Genomic DNA, 19,525 nt, shown 5'->3' with positions numbered 1-19,525 from the left:
AGGACGTTACGCTGCCCGGCATGGCCAGACAGGGCTGGGGAGGATCGATCGCCACTGCGGCCGGCGTGGCAGCCGGCGCCGGAGCGGCCCAACTAGGTTTCGGGTACGGCCTGGGCATTCTCAACTGGGCACCCAGCGAGGCGACCGCCGGCACTGCGGCCTGGGTGGCCAGCCTGATCTGGGCCACCTGGATCGCCGCCACCTCGACCATCTTCGGTGCGGTCTGCGCGCAACGGCTGCATGACCGCCGTCAGGCCGGGGCACCGTCCGAGGCGGTAGTCAGCGGGTCAGCGTCGTCCGACCCTCCGGTCCCGCCCGACGGTGAACCGCCAGTCGTCAAGCAGGCCGGTGGCGGGCTGTGGGGGGTCGCCCTGGCCGTGGCCGCCGGACTGGGCGCGCTGATCACCGTGTTGCTGGTCGCCGTGCCGGCACGGGTCGCGGTGGTGCCGGACACCCCGTCCCCCCGAGACATGGCCGCCGGGTACGCGGCTGTCGGCGTGCTGGTCGGGACGCTCGTGGCGGTCTGGGCGCTGCGGTGCCGCGCCGCCGCCACCAACGTCATCGCCACCGCCGGCTGGCTCTGGCTGCTCGCGGTCATCGCCGTCGTCGACTCGGTGCTCGCCGGTCGCGGGCTGACCACCGCGCAGCTCGGCATCTGGCAACTCAGCTCGGACAGCGACCAGTTCTGGGTTCGGGACTACTTCTACTGGCCCGGTGCGGTGCTGTCGCTCGGCTCGGCGCTGGTGATCGGCGCGCTGGCCGCCCGCAGTGGCGTAGGTGCGACCGACCGCCGGGTCGGTGCCACCGCTTCTGGTGCCGCCGGGCCGCTGCTGGTGGCCGTCGCGTACTTCCTCGCCGTGCCGAGGCTCACGGCGATCAGCCCGGAGCAGGTGTCCGCCCACCTCATCGCCCCGTACGCGGTGATCGTGGGCGTCGGCGGGTCGGTCCTGGTGGCGGCGCTCGCCCAGCGGTCGGCCCGGCTGGCGCAGAGCCGGTCGAGCAGTCCCGACCCTGCTGCGGTGGTGCCCCGGCAGCGGGTCGCAGACGACGACCGGGTCACCCGCGAGTCCGAGCCGGCAACCGGTCGGTCCGAGCCGGGCACCGAGCGCCTCGACGGGCCGGCAGCCGGCGAAGTGGCAAAGTCGCGGACGGAAACCGCGCCCGGATCCGCCACACCCAGACCGGCACGAGTCAAGCCGGCAGCGCCGAAGCCCTCAGCACCGAAATCGAAGGGGCCGGCTGAAGGATCGGTGGAGACGGGCGAGACGACCGACACCTCGCCGTCCGTGACGTCGTCCGACAGCGACGAGACACCCGAGGGCGGCCGACGCGTCCGGCAACAGCGGCGCGGCCGCTAGTCACCAGCCTGCTCCCTGGTAGAACGGCCCGCCAGCCCTCTTGCCGGTCGCGTTCAGTCGAGCGGCCAGGTGTGCACCGGTTCGTTGGTGTACTGCAACTCCGCATAGCGCTGGAGCATGTGGTGCAGGGCGGCCCGGCGGTCCAGACCCAGGTGCCGCTCGGCGGCCCACACCGTGCTGGCCTGCCAGACCGCACCGTTGCGCCCGGTACGGCAGCGTTGCTCGATGATGCCGAGCAAGCGATCCCGGTCGGCGGGGGCCACGCCGAAGCCGTCCAGGCCGGACGCGGCGAGCGGCAACAGCGTGTCGAGCACCAGGGTGGTCACCGGAACGTCGCCCAGCTGCGGCCAGTGCAGCACCGCGTCCATGCCCCGGCGGGCAGCGGCGTGGAAGTTCTCCTCGGCCGAGCTGAAGGTGAGCTGGCTCCAGATCGGGCGGTCGGCCTCGGCCATGCCGCGTACCAACCCGAAGTAGAAGGCGGCGTTGGCCAGCATGTCGACGACGGTCGGCCCGGCCGGCAGCACCCGGTTCTCGACCCGCAGGTGTGGGCGGCCGTCCATGATGTCGTAGACCGGTCGGTTCCACCGGTAGACGGTGCCGTTGTGCAGCCGCAGCTCAGCCAGCTCGGGCACGCCGCCGGCGTGCAGGACCTCCACCGGGTCCTCGCTCTCGCAGATCGGCAGCAGTGGCGGGAAGTAGCGGACGTTCTCCTCGAACAGGTCGAAGATCGAGGTGATCCACCGCTCACCGAACCAGACCCGGGGTCGTACGCCCTGGGTCTTCAACTCGTCCGGCCGGGTGTCGGTGGCCTGTTCGAACAGGGCGATGCGGGTCTCCGCCCAGAGCTGACGGTCGTACAGGAAGGGTGAGTTGGCGCCCACCGCCACCTGGGCAGCAGCGATCGCCTGCGAGGCGTTCCAGTAGTCGGCGAAGCTGTCCGGCGCGACCTGGAGGTGAAACTGGAGGCTGGTGCAGGCCGCCTCCGGTGCGATCGAGTCGTTGTGCGTACGCAGTCGCTCGACGCCCCGGATGTCGAGTTCGATGTCCTCGCCTCGGGCCCCGACGATCTGGTCGTTCAGCACTCGGTACCGCTCGTTGGTGGAGAGGTTGTCCGCCACCAGGTGTCGCTCGTTCAACGTGGGCAGGATGCCGACCAGGACGATCCTGGTGTCCGACCGCGCCGCGCGCTCGTTGGCCCGGTTGAGGCTGGCGCAGAGGTCTCGCTCGTAGTCCGCGAAGCCGTTGCCGGAGATCAGCCGAGGATTGGCGTTGAGTTCCAGGTTGAACTGCCCCAGCTCGGTCTGGAACAACGGGTCGGCGATCGCGGCGAGGATCTCCTCGTTGCGCATGGCCGGCTCGGCCGCCGGGTCGACCAGGTTCAGCTCGATCTCCAGGCCGGTCATCGGCCGGTCGGCGTCAAAGCCGAAGTCGTCCAGCATCAGCGCGAACACGTCCAGGCAGCGACGGACCTTCTGCCGGTACCGGACCCGATCCTCACGGGAGAAGACGGCCCGATCGACATCCCTGCCCATACTTCCTCCCGGCGCGCGACGCCCACGGAAACGGTGCCGCCCCGGAGCGCACTGTGAACCATACTCGCTGGAAACGTCGAGCCCAGCCACCCCGAAGATCGGTCCATTGGCGCAGTCCACCCCGCCGTTGAGGTCGACCGCGCCGACTCGACCAGGTCGGTCGCTTCCGCTCCGACTACCTACCCAGCCGCAGCCTCGGGCCTCTGGTGTCGAACGACGAACAGGTTGTGACAATTCGCACCAGCACCGCCGCCGATCGGCTCCGGCACGAGCAGGCGTACCCGGGCAGCCGACAGGCCCGCGCGGTGCGGGCGCGGGCCTGTCGGAGCATCCGGATCAGGACTGGCGAATAGCCTCGCCCTCGATCTCGATCTTGACCTTCTTGCCGACCAGGACACCACCCGACTCCAGGGCGACGTTCCAGGTCAGGCCGAACTCCTCGCGGTCGATCTCGGTGCTCGCCGAGAACCCGAAGATGTCCTGACCGAAGGGGCTGCGGCCGACACCCTCGAAATCGACCTTGAGGTCGACCGGACGGGTCACGTCCTTGATGGTCAGCTCGCCGGCCAGGACGAACTCGTTGCCCTCGTGCGACTTCACTCCGGTGCTGCGGTACTCCAGGGTGGCGAACTTCTCCACGTCGAGGAACTCCGGGCTGCGCAGGTGGGCGTCCCGGTCCGTCTGGGCGGTGTTGATGCTGGCGGCCTGGATGGTGGCGGAGACCGTGGACGCGAGCGGGTCCTCAGCGATGGTGATGGTGGCGCTCGCGTCAGCGAAGTCGCCGCGGACCTTGCTCACCATCATGTGCCGGGCGACGAAGCCGACCCGCTTGTGCGCTGCATCCAGCAGGTAGGTGCCGGCCGCAGGGATGGTGAGACCGTTCCACTCGCGGGTGACCGGATCGGTGCTGCTGGTCATGAGAAACTGCCCTCCAGGAAGATATTGTTGAGTAGCACAACGTCTGCTGCAGCAACTATATCGCTAACAATATTCCTGCTGTCAAGTACTGGTACGATGTACCTGTGGAAACGAACGCCTTCGACGACCCGCGAATCACGGCCGTCGGTCTCCTCTTCGAGGTACACGCCGGGCTGGCCGCCCGATTCGCCACCCAACTGGACGAGCACGGTCTGTCATCGGTCGAGTTCGAGGTGCTGACCAGACTGACCCGGTCTCCCGCCAACCAACTACGAATGACAGACCTTGCCGCCCAGACCTCACTCTCCACCAGTGGCGTGACCCGCGTGGTGGACCGGATGGAACGAGACGGGTTGATCACCCGCCGCGCCTGCCCGTCCGACCGGCGCAGTTCGTACGCGGTTGTGACGCCCGCAGGCCTACGCCGACTCGACGAGAGCCTGCCCGGGCACCTGCAACTCATCGAGGACTGGTTCACCGGGCAACTCGACCCGGCCGCACTCGAGGCGCTACTCAACGGTCTGCGCCGGGTACGCGACGCCGTGCATCCCTGCGCGACCGCCGGGAGCGACTCCGCCGACGCGCCAGCCGACTGCGACAAGGAGGGGTGAGGTGATCTGCACAGGCTGCTGAGCCTACAGCCCGGTCGATCACATCCGAACCCTCGGTGTAGTCGGCGACAGCCAAGCGTGACATCACCGGCAGAAAGACCGGCAGAACCGCTGGATAAACAGGCCACAGGCCGCCAAACCCGACAGAGTATCCCACCGCTCCCCGCTAATCTCGCAACGGCGGGGGGCAGCGGGGGCACCGGCGCGGGCGATGAGCGAGGGGTGGCAACAGGGGGCTTCCTCGTCCGCGCCGCCCCCGTCCCCCGACACCGGCAAGCCGGGGGCCGCGCTGCCTCATCGCCCGTCGGCCACCGGGCCGTTCCGGGTCACCGAAAGCGCGTAGAGCAACTCCTCCTCGTGCTCCAGCAGCCGGATACCGCCCTGCCGGCAGGCCAGGTCCACCCGATCGAGGACAGCCGCGTCGGAGGTGCTGGCCGCCAGGCCCACCAGTGCCTCCACCACCGTGCGTCGGTCCCGGCCGGCCTCGTCCGGCTCCGCCGCAGCCGCGAACCACTCCGCCGCGACCTCCCGGTCCCCACGGCGCAGCGCCAAGTGCCCCTCGATCAACGCCCCGGTGCCGTCGAGTGGACGCAGCTCGGCGAGCACCTCGGCGGCCTCAGCCGCCCGACCGTCCTGGGCGAGCGCCAGGCCCAGCGTGCCCAGCACCTGCCGTCGACTACGCGGACTGCCCAGATCGCTCAGCGCCGCCAGTACCCGTCGGGCCTCGTCGACCGCGTCGCCGTACCGGCCCTCAAGGCGAAACACCTCCGCGACGGTGCCCCGGGCCAGCACCCGCAGCCGCTGCTCCGCGCACTGTCCGCCGAGCCGGTCCACCACGGCCAGCCGGCGACGTGCCGCGCCGAGGTCACCAAGTCTGATCTCGTGCCACGCCAGCTGATGCTGCGCGACGGCCATCCGCCGGGTCAGACCATGCTCGGAGGCCAGGGCCAACACCGCCTCCGCCTGTTCCCGCGCCTGACCCGGTCGTCCGGTCGCGGCCAGCAGGACGCCGAGTACCGTGCGCGCCTCCAATTCGCCCGGTACGTCACCGATCCGACGGAACTCCGCCAACGCCGTGCGGGCCCTCGGCAGCTCCATCGCCGCCGCACCGTGCTCCCCAGCGAGCGACGCCACACCGATCGAGGCCCGCGCGCGCAAAGCCGGATCGGCATCGGCGGTACGCGGATCGGCCAACAGACGCAGCAGCCACTGCCGGCCGACCACGTCCCGCCCGCGTAACCGCCACCACCGGCGCAGGCTCACCGCGAGGCGTAACGCGGTCAGGGGATCGTCGACCGCCGCGTACGCCAGTGCCGAGCTGACATCGCCGGTTACCTCGTCGAGACGGTGGGCCGCGGCACCGGCGCCGGCACCGGTCAACCCCGACGCGGTCCGCTCCACCAGCCGGGTCACCAGCCGAGCGTGCCGGCGTCGGATCACGGTCGACTCGCCGGCGCCGGACGCCTGCTCGACGGCGTAGTCCCGGACGGCGTCGAGGAGCCGGAACCGGAACGAGCCACCCCCTCGTACGCTCAGCAACCCGAGATCGAGGAAGCGGTTCAGCAGGGGCACCGGGTCGACGCCCGTGCCGGCGAGCATCTCCTCGGCCATCTCCACCGACCATCGGTTGCCGAAGGCGGCGAGTTGGCGCAGCGCCGCCCGCTCCTCGTCGGCGAGCAGCCGGTAACTGGTGGCCACCGCGTCGCGCAGTGTCTCCGCCACCGCGGTGCGGGCTTCGTCGCCGCGTGGCCGTGTCTCCCAACCGCTGGGTGTGGCGGCCGAGGTGTCCAGATCCAGCACCCGGTCGCCGTACCGGTCGAGCAGTTCGGTCAGGTCGAGCAGCCGACCACGCGCCGCCATCAGTTCGATGGCCAGCGGCAGCCCACCCAGCCGACGCACCAGCGCGGCCAACGCCGGCAGTTCGGCATTGGTCGGCGGTTCACGCCGGACCTGCGCCAGCCGCGAGGTGAACAGGGTGACCGCCGGACAGCGGGCCAGGGTGGCCGGATCGGTGGCCCCCGGTGGCGGCACCTCCAACGGCGACACGGGACGCACCCACTCACCCGGCAGCCCGACCGGATGCCGGCCGGTGACCAGCACCCGCAGCGACGGCACCGCATCGACGAGCCGCCGCAGGGTGCCGGCCACCGGGTCGGGTGCCCGTTCCACGGCGTCCACCAGCAGCAGCGCCCGCCGGTCACCGAGCCGCGCGGTCAACTCGGTGTCCCGGGCGACGCCGAAGACGGTCAGCACGGCGGCAAGCACGTCGGCCGCGTCCGACCCGGCACCGATGAGGACGCCCGCGACACCGCCGGCATGGGCCGGTGCGGCGGCGTGGACCGCTGCCAACGCCAGTGCCGTCTTGCCGACGCCGGCCAGCCCCACCAGGCTCACCACCCGGGGACCGCGCGGCTCGTGCAACAGAGTGGCCAGTTCGGAGAGATCGCGCTCCCGGCCGATCAGCTCGGGCGCGGGTGGCAGTCCCATCGGCGTACCGACCTCGGGCTGTGGGGTCACCGTGCCGGTGCCCCGGGCGGCGGCCAGGAACGCCGCCCGGGCGGCGCCGGTCAGCCCGAGCGCCTGGGCAAGCAGCTCGACGGTGGTGCGCTGCGGTCTGGTGGAACGCGCACGTTCCAGGTCACGGACCGTCCGTACCCCGATGCCGGCGCGGGCCGCCAGCTCAGCCTGGGTGGCACCGGCGGCCAGCCGATGCGCCCGCAGCAGCTCCGGCAGACCGGCGTGCGGCGGGCCGGATTGACGATCATGACCGGGAGCCATGGGCACGGACAATACGGGCCAGGACCGACATCGGACACGGGATCGTCGGCCACCCGACGATGTCCTGCCGAAACCTGACTACCACCCCGCGTTGCCTGGCGCGGACGTGCTGATGGACCAGATCGCGGTGGTTTACGGGTGACCGGCGGGCCTGGCTGGCACCGGTCGGAGCAGAGGACGGACCGGCCCGCTCACATCCCCAGGTCCCGAGCGATGATCATGCGCTGCACCTCGGAGGTGCCCTCACCGATCTCCAGGATCTTGGAGTCCCGCCAGAACCGGGCCACCGGGTACTCGTTCATGAAGCCGTAGCCACCATGGATCTGGGTCGCCTCCCGGGCGTTGTCGACGGCGATCGTGCTCGCGTGCAGCTTGGCGATCGCCGCCTGCCGCTTGAACGGCTCGCCGGCCAGCATCCGGGCTGCGGCGTCGTAGTAGGCCAGCCGCGCGGTGTACGCCTTCATCTCCATGTCGGCGATCTTGAACTGGATCGCCTGGTAGTTGCCGATCGGTTGACCGAAGGCGTGCCGCTCCTTGGCGTACTTGACCGACTCGTCGACGCAGCCCTGGGCGAGCCCCACGGCCAGCGCGGCGATGGCGATCCGACCCTCGTCGAGGATGCGCAGGAACTGGGCGAAGCCCCGACCGCGTTCGCCGAGCAGGTTCTCCGCCGGCACCCGACAGTCGTCGAAGGTCAGCTCGTGGGTGTCCGAGGCGGTCCAGCCGACCTTCGAGTAGCCGGGCGCGACGGTGAAGCCGGGCGTACCGCTGGGCACGATGATGGAGGAGAGTTCCTTGGTGCCGTCCGGCCGGGTGCCGGTGACGGCGGTGACGGTGACCAGCGCGGTGATGTCGGTGCCGGAGTTCGTGATGAACGCCTTCGAGCCGTTGATCACCCACTCGCCGGTCGCCTCGTCCAGCACCGCCCGGGTCTCGGTGCCACCCGCGTCCGAGCCGAAGCCCGGTTCGGTCAGCCCGAACCCGGCCAGCGCCTCGCCGCTGAGCAGTCGGGGCAGCCACCGGGCCTTCTGCTCGTCGGTGCCGAACCGGTAGATCGGCATCGCGCCCAGCGAGACCGCCGCCTCCAGGGTGATCGCCACGCTGGAGTCCACCCGGGCCAACTCCTCCAGCGCCAGGCAGAGCGCGAAGTAGTCCCCGCCCATGCCGCCGTGCTCCTCGGCGAAGGGCAGACCGAACAGACCCATCTTGCCCATCTGGCGGATGATCTCGTACGGGAAGGTGTGCTGCTCGTAGTGCTCGGCGATGACCGGCGCGACCACCTCGCGGGCGAAGTCCCGCACGCTGTCGCGTAGCGCCTCGTGCTCCTCGGTGAGCCGGAAGTCCATCGGGTTCCTCCTGTGTGGACGGTCCGCCGGGCGCTCGTGACGCCGGGACGGGTACGTGCTGGTGGCGGGCGGGCGACTCAGACCGGGGTGACGCCGTGCCGTCGCCGGGAGAAGTGCCGCTGCTTGCCCCGCGCCGCGGCGAACCGGCGCACCAGTTCGGCCCGCAGCTCCTGCGGCTCGACGATCGCGTCGACCACCAGTTCGCTGGCGAGGCGTACGACGTCGATGTCCCGCTCGTACTCCTCACGCCGAGCGGCGACGAACGCGGCCCGCTCGGCCTCGTCCTCGATCGCGGCGATCTTGTTGGCGTACACGGCGTTCACCGCGGCCTCCGCGCCCATCACGGCGATCTTCGCGCTGGGCAGGGCGATGGTGGCGTCCGGCTCGAAGCCCGGCCCGGCCATCGCGTAGAGGCCGGCGCCGTACGCCTTGCGGACCACCACACAGATCTTGGGTACGGTCGCCTCGGAGATCGCCGTGATCATCTTCGCGCCGTGCCGGATGATGCCCTGCTTCTCCACCGCACTGCCGACCATGAAGCCGGGCACGTCGCTGAGGAAGAGCAGCGGCACGTTGAACGCGTCGCAGAGCTGCACGAAACGGGTCGCCTTGTCGGCGGAGTCGACGAAGAGCACCCCGCCCTTGAACATCGAGTTGTTGCCGACCACCCCGACGACCTCGCCGTTCAACCGACCGAAGCCGATGGTCAGCTCCTTGGCCCAGAGTGCCTGGATCTCGAAGAAGGAGTCCTCGTCGAGCAGGCCCTTGACGTACCGCCGCATGTCGAACGCCTGCCGCTCGCTCGCCGGCACCAGCGCGGCGAGGTCGGCCTTGGCCGGCGCCTCGACGGCCGCGGCCACGGGCGGCTGCTGCGTCCAGTTCGCCGGCAGGTAGGACAGGTAGCGCTTCACCACGTCGAGCGCCTCCGCCTCGGACTTGCAGAGGAAATGTCCGACGCCGGACTCGGCGCAGTGCACCCGCGCCCCGCCCATCGCTTCGAGGGTGGTCTTCTCGCCGGTGACCATCTCGACCATCCGGTCCGAGCCGAGGTACATGCTGGCGTTGCCGTCGACCATGGCGACCACGTCGCAGAAGGCCGGGATGTACGCACCGCCGGCAGCGCTGGGCCCGAACAGGGCACAGACCTGCGGGATCGAGCCGGAGGCACGGACCTGATTCCAGAAGATCTTCCCGGCGCCGCGCCGCCCGGGGAACAGCTCGACCTGGTCGGTGATCCGTGCTCCCGCCGAGTCGACCAGGTAGACCATCGGGACGCCGGTGTCGTACGCCCGCTCGATGATGCGGATGATCTTTTCGACGGTGCGGGCACCCCAACTGCCGGCCTTGACCGTGGAGTCGTTGGCCATCAGGCAGACCTGACGGCCGTCGATGGTGGCGGTGCCGGTGACCACGCCGTCGGCGGGCAGCCCCTCGGCGAGGGCGTTGGCGTAGAGGCCGTCCTCGACGAAGCTGCCCTCGTCGACGAGGATCGCGACCCGTTCCCGGGCGAACAGCTTGCCCTTGGCCGCGTTCGCCGCGTGGTACTTCTCCGCGCCACCGGCACGGACCCGCTTACGCAACTGCTCCAGTGCCGCACCGTCGAGCGTCACGCCGCCCCCTCGCCGCCTTCCCGCCGCCGTGGCACGGGAACCCACCAGCCTGAACGATCGTTAGGGTATCGCATCGCGGCCTGCGGCGGCGACTCACCGCCCCCACCCTCGCCTCCCGGGCTGGTGACCTGGACACCGTCCCGAGGGGCGGATTTGGATCGATCCGCGTCAGGTGGCCCGATATCCTGACCGCCGATCTCCTGAATGAGGAACAAATGGATGAGTTCGCCTATCGCGACGGCGCACTGCACTGCGAAGGGGTGCCGCTGACCTCGGTGGCCGAGCAGTTCGGCACACCCACGTACGTGTATTCGGCGAGCACCCTGATCGATCACTACCGCCGCTTCGCGAAGGCGTTCGACGCGATCAACCCGCTGGTCTGTTTCTCGGCCAAGGCGCTGAGCAACGTGCACCTGCTCCGGCTGCTCGGTCGGGAGGGCGCCGGCGTCGACGCGGTCAGCGGCGGCGAGCTGCACCGGGCGATGCTGGCCGGCATCGACCCGGAGCGCACCGTGCTGGCGGGGGTGGGCAAGTCGGAGACCGAGCTTCGGGAGGCGGTCCGGCGCGACATCCGGTGCATAAACGTCGAGTCCGAGGCCGAGGTGGAGCTGCTCTCGCGGATCGCCCGGCAGGAGGGTAGACGGCCCCGGCTGGCGATCCGGGTCAACCCGGACGTCGCACCGGACGAGCGCACCCCGGCGCGTACGACCACCGGCACCCGGGGCGGCAAGTTCGGCGTGGACATCGACCGCGCGGCGACGCTGTTCAACCGGGCCGCCGCCGACGATGCGCTGCGCGTCGAAGGTTTCCACGTCCACCTCGGCAGTCCGATCTTCGACCCGCAGGTGTACGCCACCGCCATCGACCGCCTGCTCGCCCTGGTGGCGATGCTGGAGCAGGCCGGGCACCGGATCACCACGTTGAATCTCGGTGGTGGATTCCCGGCCGAGTACCTCGACCACACCGCACCGAGCTGGGACGACTTCGCCGAGGTCATCATCGCTCGGATGGCCGACTTCACCGCCCGTGGCGGGCAGGTGATCTTCGAGCCGGGCCGGACGATCGCCGCGAACGCCGGCGTCCTGATCAGCACCGTCCGGTACCTCAAGCAGGCCGGCGAGCGGCAGCTCGTGGTGCTCGACGCGGGCATGACGCACCTCGCCCGGGCCGCGCTGTACGACAGCTACCACTTCATCTGGCCACTCCAGCCCCCGGCGGAGGCGACACCGGGCTCCCGGGACGTGTCCGGCCTGGCCGGACTCACCGAGTACGACGTGGTGGGCCCGATCTGCGAGTCCAGCGACTACCTGGCCCGAGCCCGGTCGCTGCCCGAGCTGAAGGCGGGCGCTCACCTGGCGATCTTCACCGCTGGCGCCTACGGCATGACGATGACCAGCAACTACAACAGCCAGCAGCGTCCGGCCGAGGTGCTGGTCCACGGCGACCAGGTGCGACTGATCCGGCGGCGGGAGACCTACGACGATCTGGTCGCCCTGGAACTGCTCGACGAGGTCGACGGTCAGTAACGCCCGATTCGCGTTCCGGGTGCCGGGCGGGTCAGGAGGGCAGGGCGGTGAGCCGGGATCGCGGCCCGGCGCGCAGCACGCCGGAGGGCAGGCTGCGGCCGGTCAGCTCCTCGGCCAGCTCGGCCACCTCGATCAGGGCGTCCAGGTCGATGCCGGTGTCGACACCCATGTCGTGCAGCATGTGCACCGCCTCCTCGGTGGCCAGGTTCCCGCTGGCCCCGGGGGCGTACGGGCAACCGCCGAGACCGCCGACGCTGGCGTCGAACTCGGTCACCCCGAGTTCCAGCGCGGTCAGCAGGTTGGCCAGCGCGGTTCCCCGGGTGTTGTGGAAGTGCAGCAGCACCGGCACGTCCGCGTTGCGGTCGCGGACAGCGGTGATCAGGTCACGGACGCGTCGGGGCGTACCCATGCCGGTGGTGTCACCGAACGCGACGCGGTCGGCGCCGTCGCGGACCACCCGGTCCACGATGGCGGCCACCCGTGCCGGATCGATGTCGCCCTCGTAGGGGCAGCCGAAGCTGGTCGCGACGATCACCTCGGCGTGGGCGTCGGCGTCGTGCAGCAGGTCGATCAACTCGGCGATGTCGTCCAGTGACTCCTCGGTGGAGCGGTTGACGTTGCGCCGGTTGTGCGTGTCGCTGGCCGAGACGACCACCTCGATCTCGGTGAAGCCGGCAGCCAGGGCCCGCTGCGCACCTCGCGTGTTCGGCACCAGCGCCGAGTAACGCACCCCGTCGACCCGCTGCGCCCGTCGCCACACCTCGTCGGCGTCGGCCATCTGCGGAATCGCTCTGGGGTGCACGAACGACACCGCCTCGATCCGGCGTACTCCCGTCCGGGAGAGCGCGTCGAGCAGCCGCACCTTGGCGTCGGTGGGGATCGGCGCCTCGTTCTGCAACCCGTCGCGTGGCCCGACCTCACGAATGGACACGTACTTCGGCATCTCCGCCATGCGGCCACCCCACTGTGACACGTCCCTGCTGCTGACACCCCCAGCATGTCACGCCACCCACCCCCAACCCACCTCCGTGCCACTCCGGTGATCATGAGGTTGTTGTCCCGACACGCCGACCAGGGTGACAACAACCTCATGATCAACCGGGTGGGGAGGGGTGGGTGGGTGGGTGGGTGGGGAGGGGAGGGTGGGTGGTTAGCGGAGGCGGGAGACGATGGTGGTGTCGTAGTTGCCGGAGAGGAACTCCTGGTTCTCCAGCAGGTCGGTGAAGAAGGGGAGGTTCTGCTTCGGGCCAGCGAGCTGGAACTGCGCCACCGCAACCCTCGCCCGCTCGATGGCCTCGGCGCGGTCGGCGCCGTGCACGATCAGTTTCGCCATCAGGCTGTCGTAGAACGGGGTGACGGTGTTCCCCTCGACGTAGCCGGAGTCGACGCGTACCCCCTCGCCGGTCGGCTCCACCCAGGTAGTGATCGTCCCCGGGCCGGGCAGGAACCGCTTCGGGTCCTCGGCGTTGACCCGCAGCTCGATGGCGTGACCGCGCGCGGTCAGCGTGTCCGGGTCGAAGGTCGGCGGCAGGCCGGCGGCCACCCGCAACTGCTCCTCGACCAGGTCGATGCCGTGCACCAGCTCGGTCACCGGGTGCTCCACCTGTAGCCGGGTGTTCATCTCCAGGAAGAAGAACTCCCCGGAGGCCGGGTCGAGCAGGCACTCGACAGTGCCCGCGTTGCGGTAGTCGACCGCCTCGCCCGCTCGCACCGCCGCGGCCATGAGGCGGGCGCGGAGTTCCGGCGAAACCGCCGGCGAAGGTGACTCCTCCACCAGCTTCTGGTTGCGCCGCTGCACCGAGCACTCCCGCTCGCCCAGCGCCACCACCCGGCCGTCAGCCAGGCCGAGGATCTGCACCTCGACGTGACGCACCCGGGGGAAGTACCGCTCCAGCAGCACCGAACCGTCGCCGAACATCCGCTCGGCGAAGGCGCGAACCTTGTCGTACTCGGTGCGCAGCGCGGCCTCGTCGGCGGCCACGCCCATGCCCATGCCACCGCCACCGGCGGCGGCCTTGACCATCACCGGGTAGTCGATCTCCGCCGCCGCCGCGACCGCCGCCGCCAGGTCGGCCGCCGGCTCGGTGGTCCCGGCCGCCACCGGCACCCCGGCCGCCGCCATCAGGTTCCGCGCATTGATCTTGTCGCCCATCGCGCTGATCGCGTCCGCGCCGGGTCCGACCCAGATCAGGCCGCTGGCCTCGACGGTACGGGCGAAGTCGGCGTTCTCCGACAGGAAGCCGTAGCCGGGGTGAATCGCCTGCGCGCCGGTCGACCGGGCTGCGGCGAGGATCGCCTCGGTGTTGCGGTAGCTCTGGGCCGGGTTGGCCGGGCCGACGCAGACGGCCTCGTCGGCCTCGGCGACGAAGGGCAGGCCGGCGTCGGCCTCCGAGTGCACCGCGATCGCACGCACCCCGAGCCGCCGGGCGGTACGGATGATCCGGCGGGCGATCTCGCCCCGGTTCGCGACCAGCAGCGACTCGATCATGTTTCCTCCGCGTGTCCATCTACTGAGACGCGTGCAAGGAAACCACGCCGGCCAGGATGCAAGGAAGGGCCCCCTGTTAACGCCTGCGGTATAGCAAGGGCCCCTTGTTAACGGCAGGGGAGGCGCGCAGCAGCTCGGCGGCCGAACCGACCGGCGCGGACTCGTTCTAGGCGGGCTGGGTGGGGGCGAGCAGCGCGGCCAGCGTGGCGGCGCGCAGCAGCTCGGCCCGACGCCGGTGGTCGACCTCGCCACCGAGGAACGGGGTGGAGTTCATCAGGCCGAACGCGGCGTGTGCCAGCACCCGCGCCTCACCGTCGGGCAACCCCGGGTGCAGGGCGGTCAGCACGGTGACCCACTCCTCGACGTAGAGCCGCTGAAGCCGGCGGATGCGCCGTCGCGGCTCCTCCGGCAGCCGATCCAGTTCGTGCAGGTGCAGCGCGATGACGGCCGGGTTGGCGAGCGCGAAGTCGACGTGGAAGTCGATCAGCGACTCCAGGGCGGCGCGCGGATCGCCGGGATGCGCGGCGCGGCGTTGCCGACCACCGTCGAGCAGCCCTTCGCTGACCGGCGTCAGTGCGGCGACCAGCATCGCTTCCTTGCCGGCGAAGTGGTGATAGAGCGCCGGGCCGGTCACGCCGGCAGCCGCGCCGATGTCGTCCATCGATACGCCGTGGTAGCCCCGGGAGGCGAACAGACCCACCGCGATCTCAAGAATCTCGTCCTTACGGGACCGGCGTCGTCCCGCCCCCGTGGCCCCGCCGTTCGCGCCCCGGGCCTGCTGCTCCACCGTCACCGGGCCAGCGTAGACCCGGCTGTCGACAGCGCGGGACCGTGGTTACCCGCCAGTCCGCTTGCCGGGACCTGCGACTGACACCAGGCGTTGGTTGAGGCCGGCGAGCCGCAGCGCGATCCGGTGCCGCACCGGCGGCAGCAGCGAGATCAGTCGCAGCAGCACGTCCCGGGCCGGTCGAGCGGATGACGGCACGGTGGCGAGGCGGGTCAGCCGGTCGGCGAAGTCGGCCACCTCGTGTGCGAGTGGGCGGCGTCGGGCCGCGTACTCGTCCAGCCGGGTCTCGTCGGCTCCGGCCAGCACGTCGGCCAGGGTGTCGCCGAGGTCTACCGCGTCGCTGATGCCGAGGTTCATGCCCTGCCCGCCGGCTGGGCTGTGCACGTGTGCGGCGTCGCCGGCCAGCAGCACCGGCCCGGAGCGGAACGTCCCGGCGACCCGTCGGTGCAGCCGGAACCGCGAGGACCAGAGCACTTCGCGCACCTGGTCCGGTCGTTGCCGGAGGCCACGCTCGTCGAGCAGGCGTTGCAGGTAGGCCGCGTCCGGCTCGGCGGGCGGATCGGCGACGGTGGCGACGAGGCGTACCCGCCCGTCGGGCAGCGGCGCCCAGACCAGCGGCCCACCCCGGGCGAGGAAGATCGACGCGCCGTCGCGGGGCAGGACGCTGTCGACGCGTACGTCGGCCAGCACGAACGACTCCTCGGAGCCGGCAGATTTGGTGAATGTGATGCCGGCCAGCTCACGAACGGTGCTGTTGATGCCGTCGGCACCGATGACCCATCGGGCGCGCACGCTCGTGCCGTCGAGGTCCGCCACCGTGCCGTCACCGTCGTGGCGCAGGCCGGTGAGCCGGTACGGGCGCAGCACCCGCACGCCCGCCTCGGCCAGCCGGTCGGTGAGCACCTCCTCGGTCACCGACTGGGAGACCATCAGCGCGTACCGGTGACGGCTGGGCAGGCCACCGAACGGCACGGTGACCAGCACCCGATCCCGGTCGCGGACGCTGAACCGGGCCGATCGCAGCCCTCGGGCCACCAGGGCGGCGCCGGCTCCGACCAGGTCGAGCACCTCCAGGGTGTACGCGTGCACGACCGCCGCCCGCGAGGTCACCGCCGGCTTCTCCCGCTGGTCGACCACTGTCACCTCGACCCCTCGTCGGGCCAGGGTGAGTGCGGCGGTGAGCCCGGTCGGGCCCGCGCCGACGACCAGGACGTCCGTTCGTTCGGGCAGCATGACGACCTCCTCGACCGAGCTTTGCCAACAGGTGTTGGCAAACACTTGTTGGCAACGGTAGGTCGCCCCGGATTGGGAAGTCAACAGTCGTTGGCATACCGTCGGTCACATGACGGAGGGCGTACCCGAACGGGCTCAGAACATGGTCGCGGAGTCGGTGGCCGGCGGCGTGCGCCGCAACTCGGAGGCGACCCGGGCGGCCATCCTGCGGGCCGCCCGCCACCGCTTCGCTGCCGACGGGTACGACCGGGCGACGATCCGGGCCATCGCGGCGGACGCGCGGATCGACCCCTCGATGGTGATGCGCTACTACGGCAGCAAGGAGAACCTGTTCGCCACGGCGGCCGAGTTCGACCTGCGGCTGCCCGACCTGAGCGACGTGCCGGCCGATCGCCTCGGCCTGGCGCTGGTCAGTTACTTCTTCACCCGGTGGGAAGGCGACTCCACCCTGCCGGCGCTGCTGCGTACGGCAAGCACCAACCCGGCCGGGGCGGAGCGGATGCGCGCCATCTTCACCACCCAGCTCGGCCCAGCGGTCGCCCGGATGGTCGCCGACCCCGACGAGGCCCCACGGCGCGCCGGCCTGGTCGCCAGCCAACTGCTCGGCGTCGCGCTGACCCGCTACGTCCTGCGCCTGCCCCCGATGGTCGACATCACCCCCGCCGAGCTGATCGACTGGCTAGCCCCCACCATCCAGCGCTACCTACGCGACCCCACCCCACCCTTCGTTGATCATGAGGTTAGCGGCCGGAACAGAGATCGAACCTGCCACTAACCTCATGATCGACCAGGAGGTCAGCGCGGGTCGGGGCCCTGCACGACGGGGGCCCGGACCAGGTTGCCCCACTCGGTCCACGAGCCGTCGTAGTTGCGCACCTTCGGGTAGCCGAGCAGGTGGCGCAGCACGAACCAGGTGTGGCTGGAGCGTTCGCCGATCCGGCAGTAGGCGATCACGTCGTCGTCAGGGCTCAGCCCGAGCTGGTCGGCGTAGATGGCCCGCAACTCGTCGGCCGACTTGAAGGTGCCGTCGTCGTTGGCGGCGGACTTCCACGGCTTGTTCACCGCACCCGGAATGTGCCCGCCGCGCAGCGCGCCCTCCTGCGGATAGTCCGGCATGTGCAGCATCTCGCCGGTGTACTCGCCCGGCGACCGCACGTCCACCAGCGGCCGGTCGGCGGCGATGTGCGCCGCGACCTCCTCACGGAACGCCCGCACCGGCGCGTCGTCGCGCTGCGGCACCGGATAGTCCGCCCGAGGCCGGTTCGGCTTGTCGCGGGTCAGCTCACGCCCCTCGGCGATCCACTTCTGCCGGCCGCCGTCGAGCAGCCGCACGTCCGGGTGGCCGAAGAGGGTGAAGACCCAGAGGGCGTACGCGGCCCACCAGTTGAAGTTGTCGCCGTAGAAGACGACCGTGTCGTCACGGCCGATGCCCTTGGCGGCACAGAGTTCGGCGAACCGTTCGGCGTCCAGGTAGTCCCGGGTCACCTGGTCGTTCAGCTCCAGATGCCAGTCAATCTTGACGGCACCCGGGATGTGACCACTGTCATAGAGCAGTACGTCCTCGTCGGACTCGACGACCACCAGACCGTCGTCGCCCAGATGCTCAGCCAGCCAGTCGGTGGTGACCAGTCGCTGCGGGTCCGCGTACGACTGAAGTCGGGGATCGGGATCGTTCGGCACAGACATGGTCACCAAACTACGCCGCACCCCCACCCACCTGTCCGTTGATCATGAGGTTATTGCCCCGGTCGAGCCTAAATCGGGCAATAACCTCATGATCGACCGGAAGAAGGGTGGGTGAGGGGGGTGAGGGTGGGGCGTTTGGCGGTGCGGGTGTCGCCGGAGGAGCGGCCAGTCAGGCGGCGAGTGATCCAGGGAGCCAGGTGTTGGCCGGCCCAGCGGAGGTCGGCGGTGCGGGCGGAGAGCCAGGGGGTGGGCTCCGGGTGCGGCGGAACCAGCAGCCACTCCTCGTCGCAGCCGACACCGAGGGCGCTCAACACCTGGCCGGCGACGCGGCGGTGCCCGGCCGGGGAGAGGTGCAGCCGGTCGGTGCTCCAGAGCAGCGGATTCAGGTACGTGTCGTCGGCGTACAGGTCGACCAGGATGGCCCCGTGCCGCTCGGCGGTCTCCCCGACAGCCTTATTGAGCAGGGCGACCCGGGGCGCGATCAGCCGTTGGCCGGGCAGCCGCGCCATCACGTCGGCGAACCGGAACAGCAGCACGTCGGCACCGGTGGCGCGCATCCGGCCGACCACCTCGTCGAAGCGGCTGACCAGGGTGTCCGGATCGAAGCTGCGGCGCAGCACGTCGTTTCCACCCGCCGCGAAGCTGATCAGGTCGGGCTTCATCGCCAGCGCCGCCGGGGCCTGCTCGGCCACCACGCTCGGGAAGGTCCGCCCCCGGATGGCCAGATTGGCGTACGCGAAGTCGGGCCCGGCCTCGGCGGCCAGCCGGGTGGCCACCAGATCCGCCCAACCCCGGAAACTGCCGTCCGGGTAGGCGTCGTCCAGCCCTTCGGTGAAGCTGTCCCCGACCGCGACGTAACTGCGCCAGCGCACTGCTCACTCCTCCGACCTGCGAGTAGGGCGAATAGGAAGGGAACCCCTGCCTACCGCCGGAAGTTTTCCACCGGTCACCCCTCCGGCGGTGCCCCGTGCGGCCGAACGTGGCGGACGTCATCGACACTGCACGGGTGATGGTGTCCATCCCCGCCGGGCGGGTGCAACTCTCCGACCGCCGGACCGAACGCCGGTGGTCGGTCGAGGTCGAGGCGTACCAACTCGCCGCCTTCCCGGTCACCCAGACCGAGTACGCGCAGGTCACCGGCGAGCGTCCCAGCACCTCCACCGGCGCGGATCTGCCGGTCGAGAGCGTCTCCTGGTGGGACGCGATCCGGTTCTGCAACGCCCGCTCGGAGCGGGAGGGGCTGCGGCCGGCGTACCGGATCGACGGCGAGCACGTCGAGTGGGACATCTCCGCCGACGGTTACCGGCTGCCCACCGAGGCCGAATGGGAGTACGCCTGCCGCGCCGGCACGACCGGCCCCCGCTACGGGCCGCTCGACGAGATCGCCTGGTACCGCGACAACTCCGACGGACACGTCCACGAGGTCGGCGGCCGGCAGCCCAACCCCTGGGGCCTGTACGACATGTTGGGCAACGTGTGGGACTGGTGCTGGGACATCTACGACGCGGAGGTCTACGGCAGCTACCGGGTGCTCCGGGGCGGCGGATGGTTCGACGAGCACTGGAGTTGCCGCGCCTCGGTACGCCGCCGCAGCCACCCGACCTTCACCGTCGACGACGTGGGCTTCCGGGTGGCACGTTCCGGCTGACCGG

General features: G+C 70.7%; 16 protein-coding genes. 5 read left to right on the top strand and 11 right to left on the bottom strand.

The genetic code is table 11. From position 1 onward, the window contains the following. Positions 1–20 precede the first annotated feature (20 nt). Complete coding sequence (locus tag Vlu01_RS14045) at positions 21–1,358, top strand: hypothetical protein (RefSeq protein ID WP_203998825.1); 1,338 nt, start codon at positions 21–23, stop codon at positions 1,356–1,358. A gap of 53 nt (positions 1,359–1,411) precedes the next feature. Here the strand turns inward: Vlu01_RS14045 and Vlu01_RS14040 are convergent, their stop codons facing one another. Then, on the bottom strand, positions 1,412–2,890 hold the full coding sequence (locus Vlu01_RS14040; RefSeq protein WP_203998822.1) for a glutamate-cysteine ligase family protein: 1,479 nt from the start codon (positions 2,888–2,890) through the stop codon (positions 1,412–1,414). A 336-nt stretch (positions 2,891–3,226) separates the two neighbouring features. Next, a complete protein-coding gene (locus Vlu01_RS14035) occupies positions 3,227–3,808 on the bottom strand; it encodes a YceI family protein (RefSeq protein WP_203998819.1) in 582 nt (193 codons plus the stop codon). Positions 3,809–3,912: 104 nt separating this feature from the next. Here Vlu01_RS14035 and Vlu01_RS14030 point away from each other — a divergent pair, with 104 nt between their 5' ends. Further along, positions 3,913–4,419 carry a MarR family winged helix-turn-helix transcriptional regulator gene (locus Vlu01_RS14030; protein ID WP_203998816.1) on the top strand — a complete coding sequence of 169 codons (507 nt, stop codon included), beginning with the start codon at positions 3,913–3,915 and terminating at the stop codon, positions 4,417–4,419. 294 nt (positions 4,420–4,713) lie between these two features. Here the strand turns inward: Vlu01_RS14030 and Vlu01_RS14025 are convergent, their stop codons facing one another. The 3 genes from Vlu01_RS14025 to Vlu01_RS14015 all read right to left on the bottom strand — a co-directional run bounded on the left by Vlu01_RS14025 (position 4,714) and on the right by Vlu01_RS14015 (position 10,153). Beyond that, positions 4,714–7,197, bottom strand: coding sequence for an ATP-binding protein (locus Vlu01_RS14025; RefSeq protein WP_203998812.1), 2,484 nt, complete (start codon positions 7,195–7,197; stop codon positions 4,714–4,716). A 191-nt stretch (positions 7,198–7,388) separates the two neighbouring features. Next, complete coding sequence (locus Vlu01_RS14020) at positions 7,389–8,543, bottom strand: acyl-CoA dehydrogenase family protein (RefSeq protein WP_203998808.1); 1,155 nt, start codon at positions 8,541–8,543, stop codon at positions 7,389–7,391. Between the two features lie 77 nt (positions 8,544–8,620). Further along, positions 8,621–10,153, bottom strand: a complete 1,533-nt coding sequence (locus tag Vlu01_RS14015; RefSeq protein WP_203998805.1) for an acyl-CoA carboxylase subunit beta — start codon at positions 10,151–10,153, stop codon at positions 8,621–8,623. Positions 10,154–10,368: 215 nt separating this feature from the next. Between Vlu01_RS14015 and lysA the strand changes: the two genes are divergently transcribed. After that, entirely contained in the window at positions 10,369–11,679 is a 1,311-nt protein-coding gene (gene lysA / locus Vlu01_RS14010; protein ID WP_203998802.1) for a diaminopimelate decarboxylase, read from the top strand. Between the two features lie 31 nt (positions 11,680–11,710). On the opposite strand, the gene Vlu01_RS14005 is transcribed toward lysA, so the two are convergent. From Vlu01_RS14005 to Vlu01_RS13990, 4 genes are all read right to left on the bottom strand, one after another. Further along, positions 11,711–12,622, bottom strand: a complete 912-nt coding sequence (locus Vlu01_RS14005) for a hydroxymethylglutaryl-CoA lyase (RefSeq protein WP_203999392.1) — start codon at positions 12,620–12,622, stop codon at positions 11,711–11,713. A gap of 207 nt (positions 12,623–12,829) precedes the next feature. After that, positions 12,830–14,167 (bottom strand): acetyl-CoA carboxylase biotin carboxylase subunit, encoded by a 1,338-nt coding sequence (locus tag Vlu01_RS14000; RefSeq protein WP_203998799.1) that lies wholly within the window; start codon positions 14,165–14,167, stop codon positions 12,830–12,832. 166 nt (positions 14,168–14,333) lie between these two features. Further along, positions 14,334–14,960 (bottom strand): TetR/AcrR family transcriptional regulator, encoded by a 627-nt coding sequence (locus tag Vlu01_RS13995; RefSeq protein WP_203998796.1) that lies wholly within the window; start codon positions 14,958–14,960, stop codon positions 14,334–14,336. Positions 14,961–15,002: 42 nt separating this feature from the next. Then, positions 15,003–16,187 carry an FAD-dependent oxidoreductase gene (locus tag Vlu01_RS13990; RefSeq protein WP_203998793.1) on the bottom strand — a complete coding sequence of 395 codons (1,185 nt, stop codon included), beginning with the start codon at positions 16,185–16,187 and terminating at the stop codon, positions 15,003–15,005. Between the two features lie 109 nt (positions 16,188–16,296). Between Vlu01_RS13990 and Vlu01_RS13985 the strand changes: the two genes are divergently transcribed. Then, positions 16,297–16,962, top strand: a complete 666-nt coding sequence (locus tag Vlu01_RS13985; protein WP_239095883.1) for a TetR/AcrR family transcriptional regulator — start codon at positions 16,297–16,299, stop codon at positions 16,960–16,962. A 20-nt stretch (positions 16,963–16,982) separates the two neighbouring features. Here the strand turns inward: Vlu01_RS13985 and Vlu01_RS13980 are convergent, their stop codons facing one another. Both Vlu01_RS13980 and Vlu01_RS13975 read right to left on the bottom strand, forming a co-directional pair. Next, the gene (locus Vlu01_RS13980) at positions 16,983–17,873 is read right to left on the bottom strand and encodes a sulfurtransferase (protein ID WP_203998788.1); all 891 of its coding nucleotides are present in this window, start codon (positions 17,871–17,873) and stop codon (positions 16,983–16,985) included. An 86-nt stretch (positions 17,874–17,959) separates the two neighbouring features. After that, positions 17,960–18,745 (bottom strand): SGNH/GDSL hydrolase family protein, encoded by a 786-nt coding sequence (locus Vlu01_RS13975; RefSeq protein ID WP_203998786.1) that lies wholly within the window; start codon positions 18,743–18,745, stop codon positions 17,960–17,962. Between the two features lie 137 nt (positions 18,746–18,882). Between Vlu01_RS13975 and Vlu01_RS13970 the strand changes: the two genes are divergently transcribed. Beyond that, positions 18,883–19,521 carry a formylglycine-generating enzyme family protein gene (locus tag Vlu01_RS13970; RefSeq protein WP_203999387.1) on the top strand — a complete coding sequence of 213 codons (639 nt, stop codon included), beginning with the start codon at positions 18,883–18,885 and terminating at the stop codon, positions 19,519–19,521. Positions 19,522–19,525 lie beyond the last annotated feature (4 nt).

This window comes from Micromonospora lutea, from assembly GCF_016863535.1.
GTDB classification, from domain to species: domain Bacteria; phylum Actinomycetota; class Actinomycetes; order Mycobacteriales; family Micromonosporaceae; genus Micromonospora; species Micromonospora lutea.
Note: the sequence above shows the minus strand (reverse complement) of the source record. Positions and strands in the feature narration are given on the sequence as shown.

Bases quoted from the DNA above. Each gene is read 5' to 3' on its own strand.
- Vlu01_RS14045 (WP_203998825.1), top strand. From the start codon at position 21: ATGGCCAGACAGGGCTGGGGAGGATCGATCGCCACTGCGGCCGGCGTG.
- Vlu01_RS14040 (WP_203998822.1), bottom strand. From the start codon at position 2,890: ATGGGCAGGGATGTCGATCGGGCCGTCTTCTCCCGTGAGGATCGGGTC.
- Vlu01_RS14035 (WP_203998819.1), bottom strand. From the start codon at position 3,808: ATGACCAGCAGCACCGATCCGGTCACCCGCGAGTGGAACGGTCTCACC.
- Vlu01_RS14025 (WP_203998812.1), bottom strand. From the start codon at position 7,197: ATGGCTCCCGGTCATGATCGTCAATCCGGCCCGCCGCACGCCGGTCTG.
- Vlu01_RS14020 (WP_203998808.1), bottom strand. From the start codon at position 8,543: ATGGACTTCCGGCTCACCGAGGAGCACGAGGCGCTACGCGACAGCGTG.
- lysA (WP_203998802.1), top strand. From the start codon at position 10,369: ATGGATGAGTTCGCCTATCGCGACGGCGCACTGCACTGCGAAGGGGTG.
- Vlu01_RS14005 (WP_203999392.1), bottom strand. From the start codon at position 12,622: ATGCCGAAGTACGTGTCCATTCGTGAGGTCGGGCCACGCGACGGGTTG.
- Vlu01_RS14000 (WP_203998799.1), bottom strand. From the start codon at position 14,167: ATGATCGAGTCGCTGCTGGTCGCGAACCGGGGCGAGATCGCCCGCCGG.
- Vlu01_RS13990 (WP_203998793.1), bottom strand. From the start codon at position 16,187: ATGCTGCCCGAACGAACGGACGTCCTGGTCGTCGGCGCGGGCCCGACC.
- Vlu01_RS13985 (WP_239095883.1), top strand. From the start codon at position 16,297: ATGACGGAGGGCGTACCCGAACGGGCTCAGAACATGGTCGCGGAGTCG.
- Vlu01_RS13980 (WP_203998788.1), bottom strand. From the start codon at position 17,873: ATGTCTGTGCCGAACGATCCCGATCCCCGACTTCAGTCGTACGCGGAC.
- Vlu01_RS13970 (WP_203999387.1), top strand. From the start codon at position 18,883: ATGGTGTCCATCCCCGCCGGGCGGGTGCAACTCTCCGACCGCCGGACC.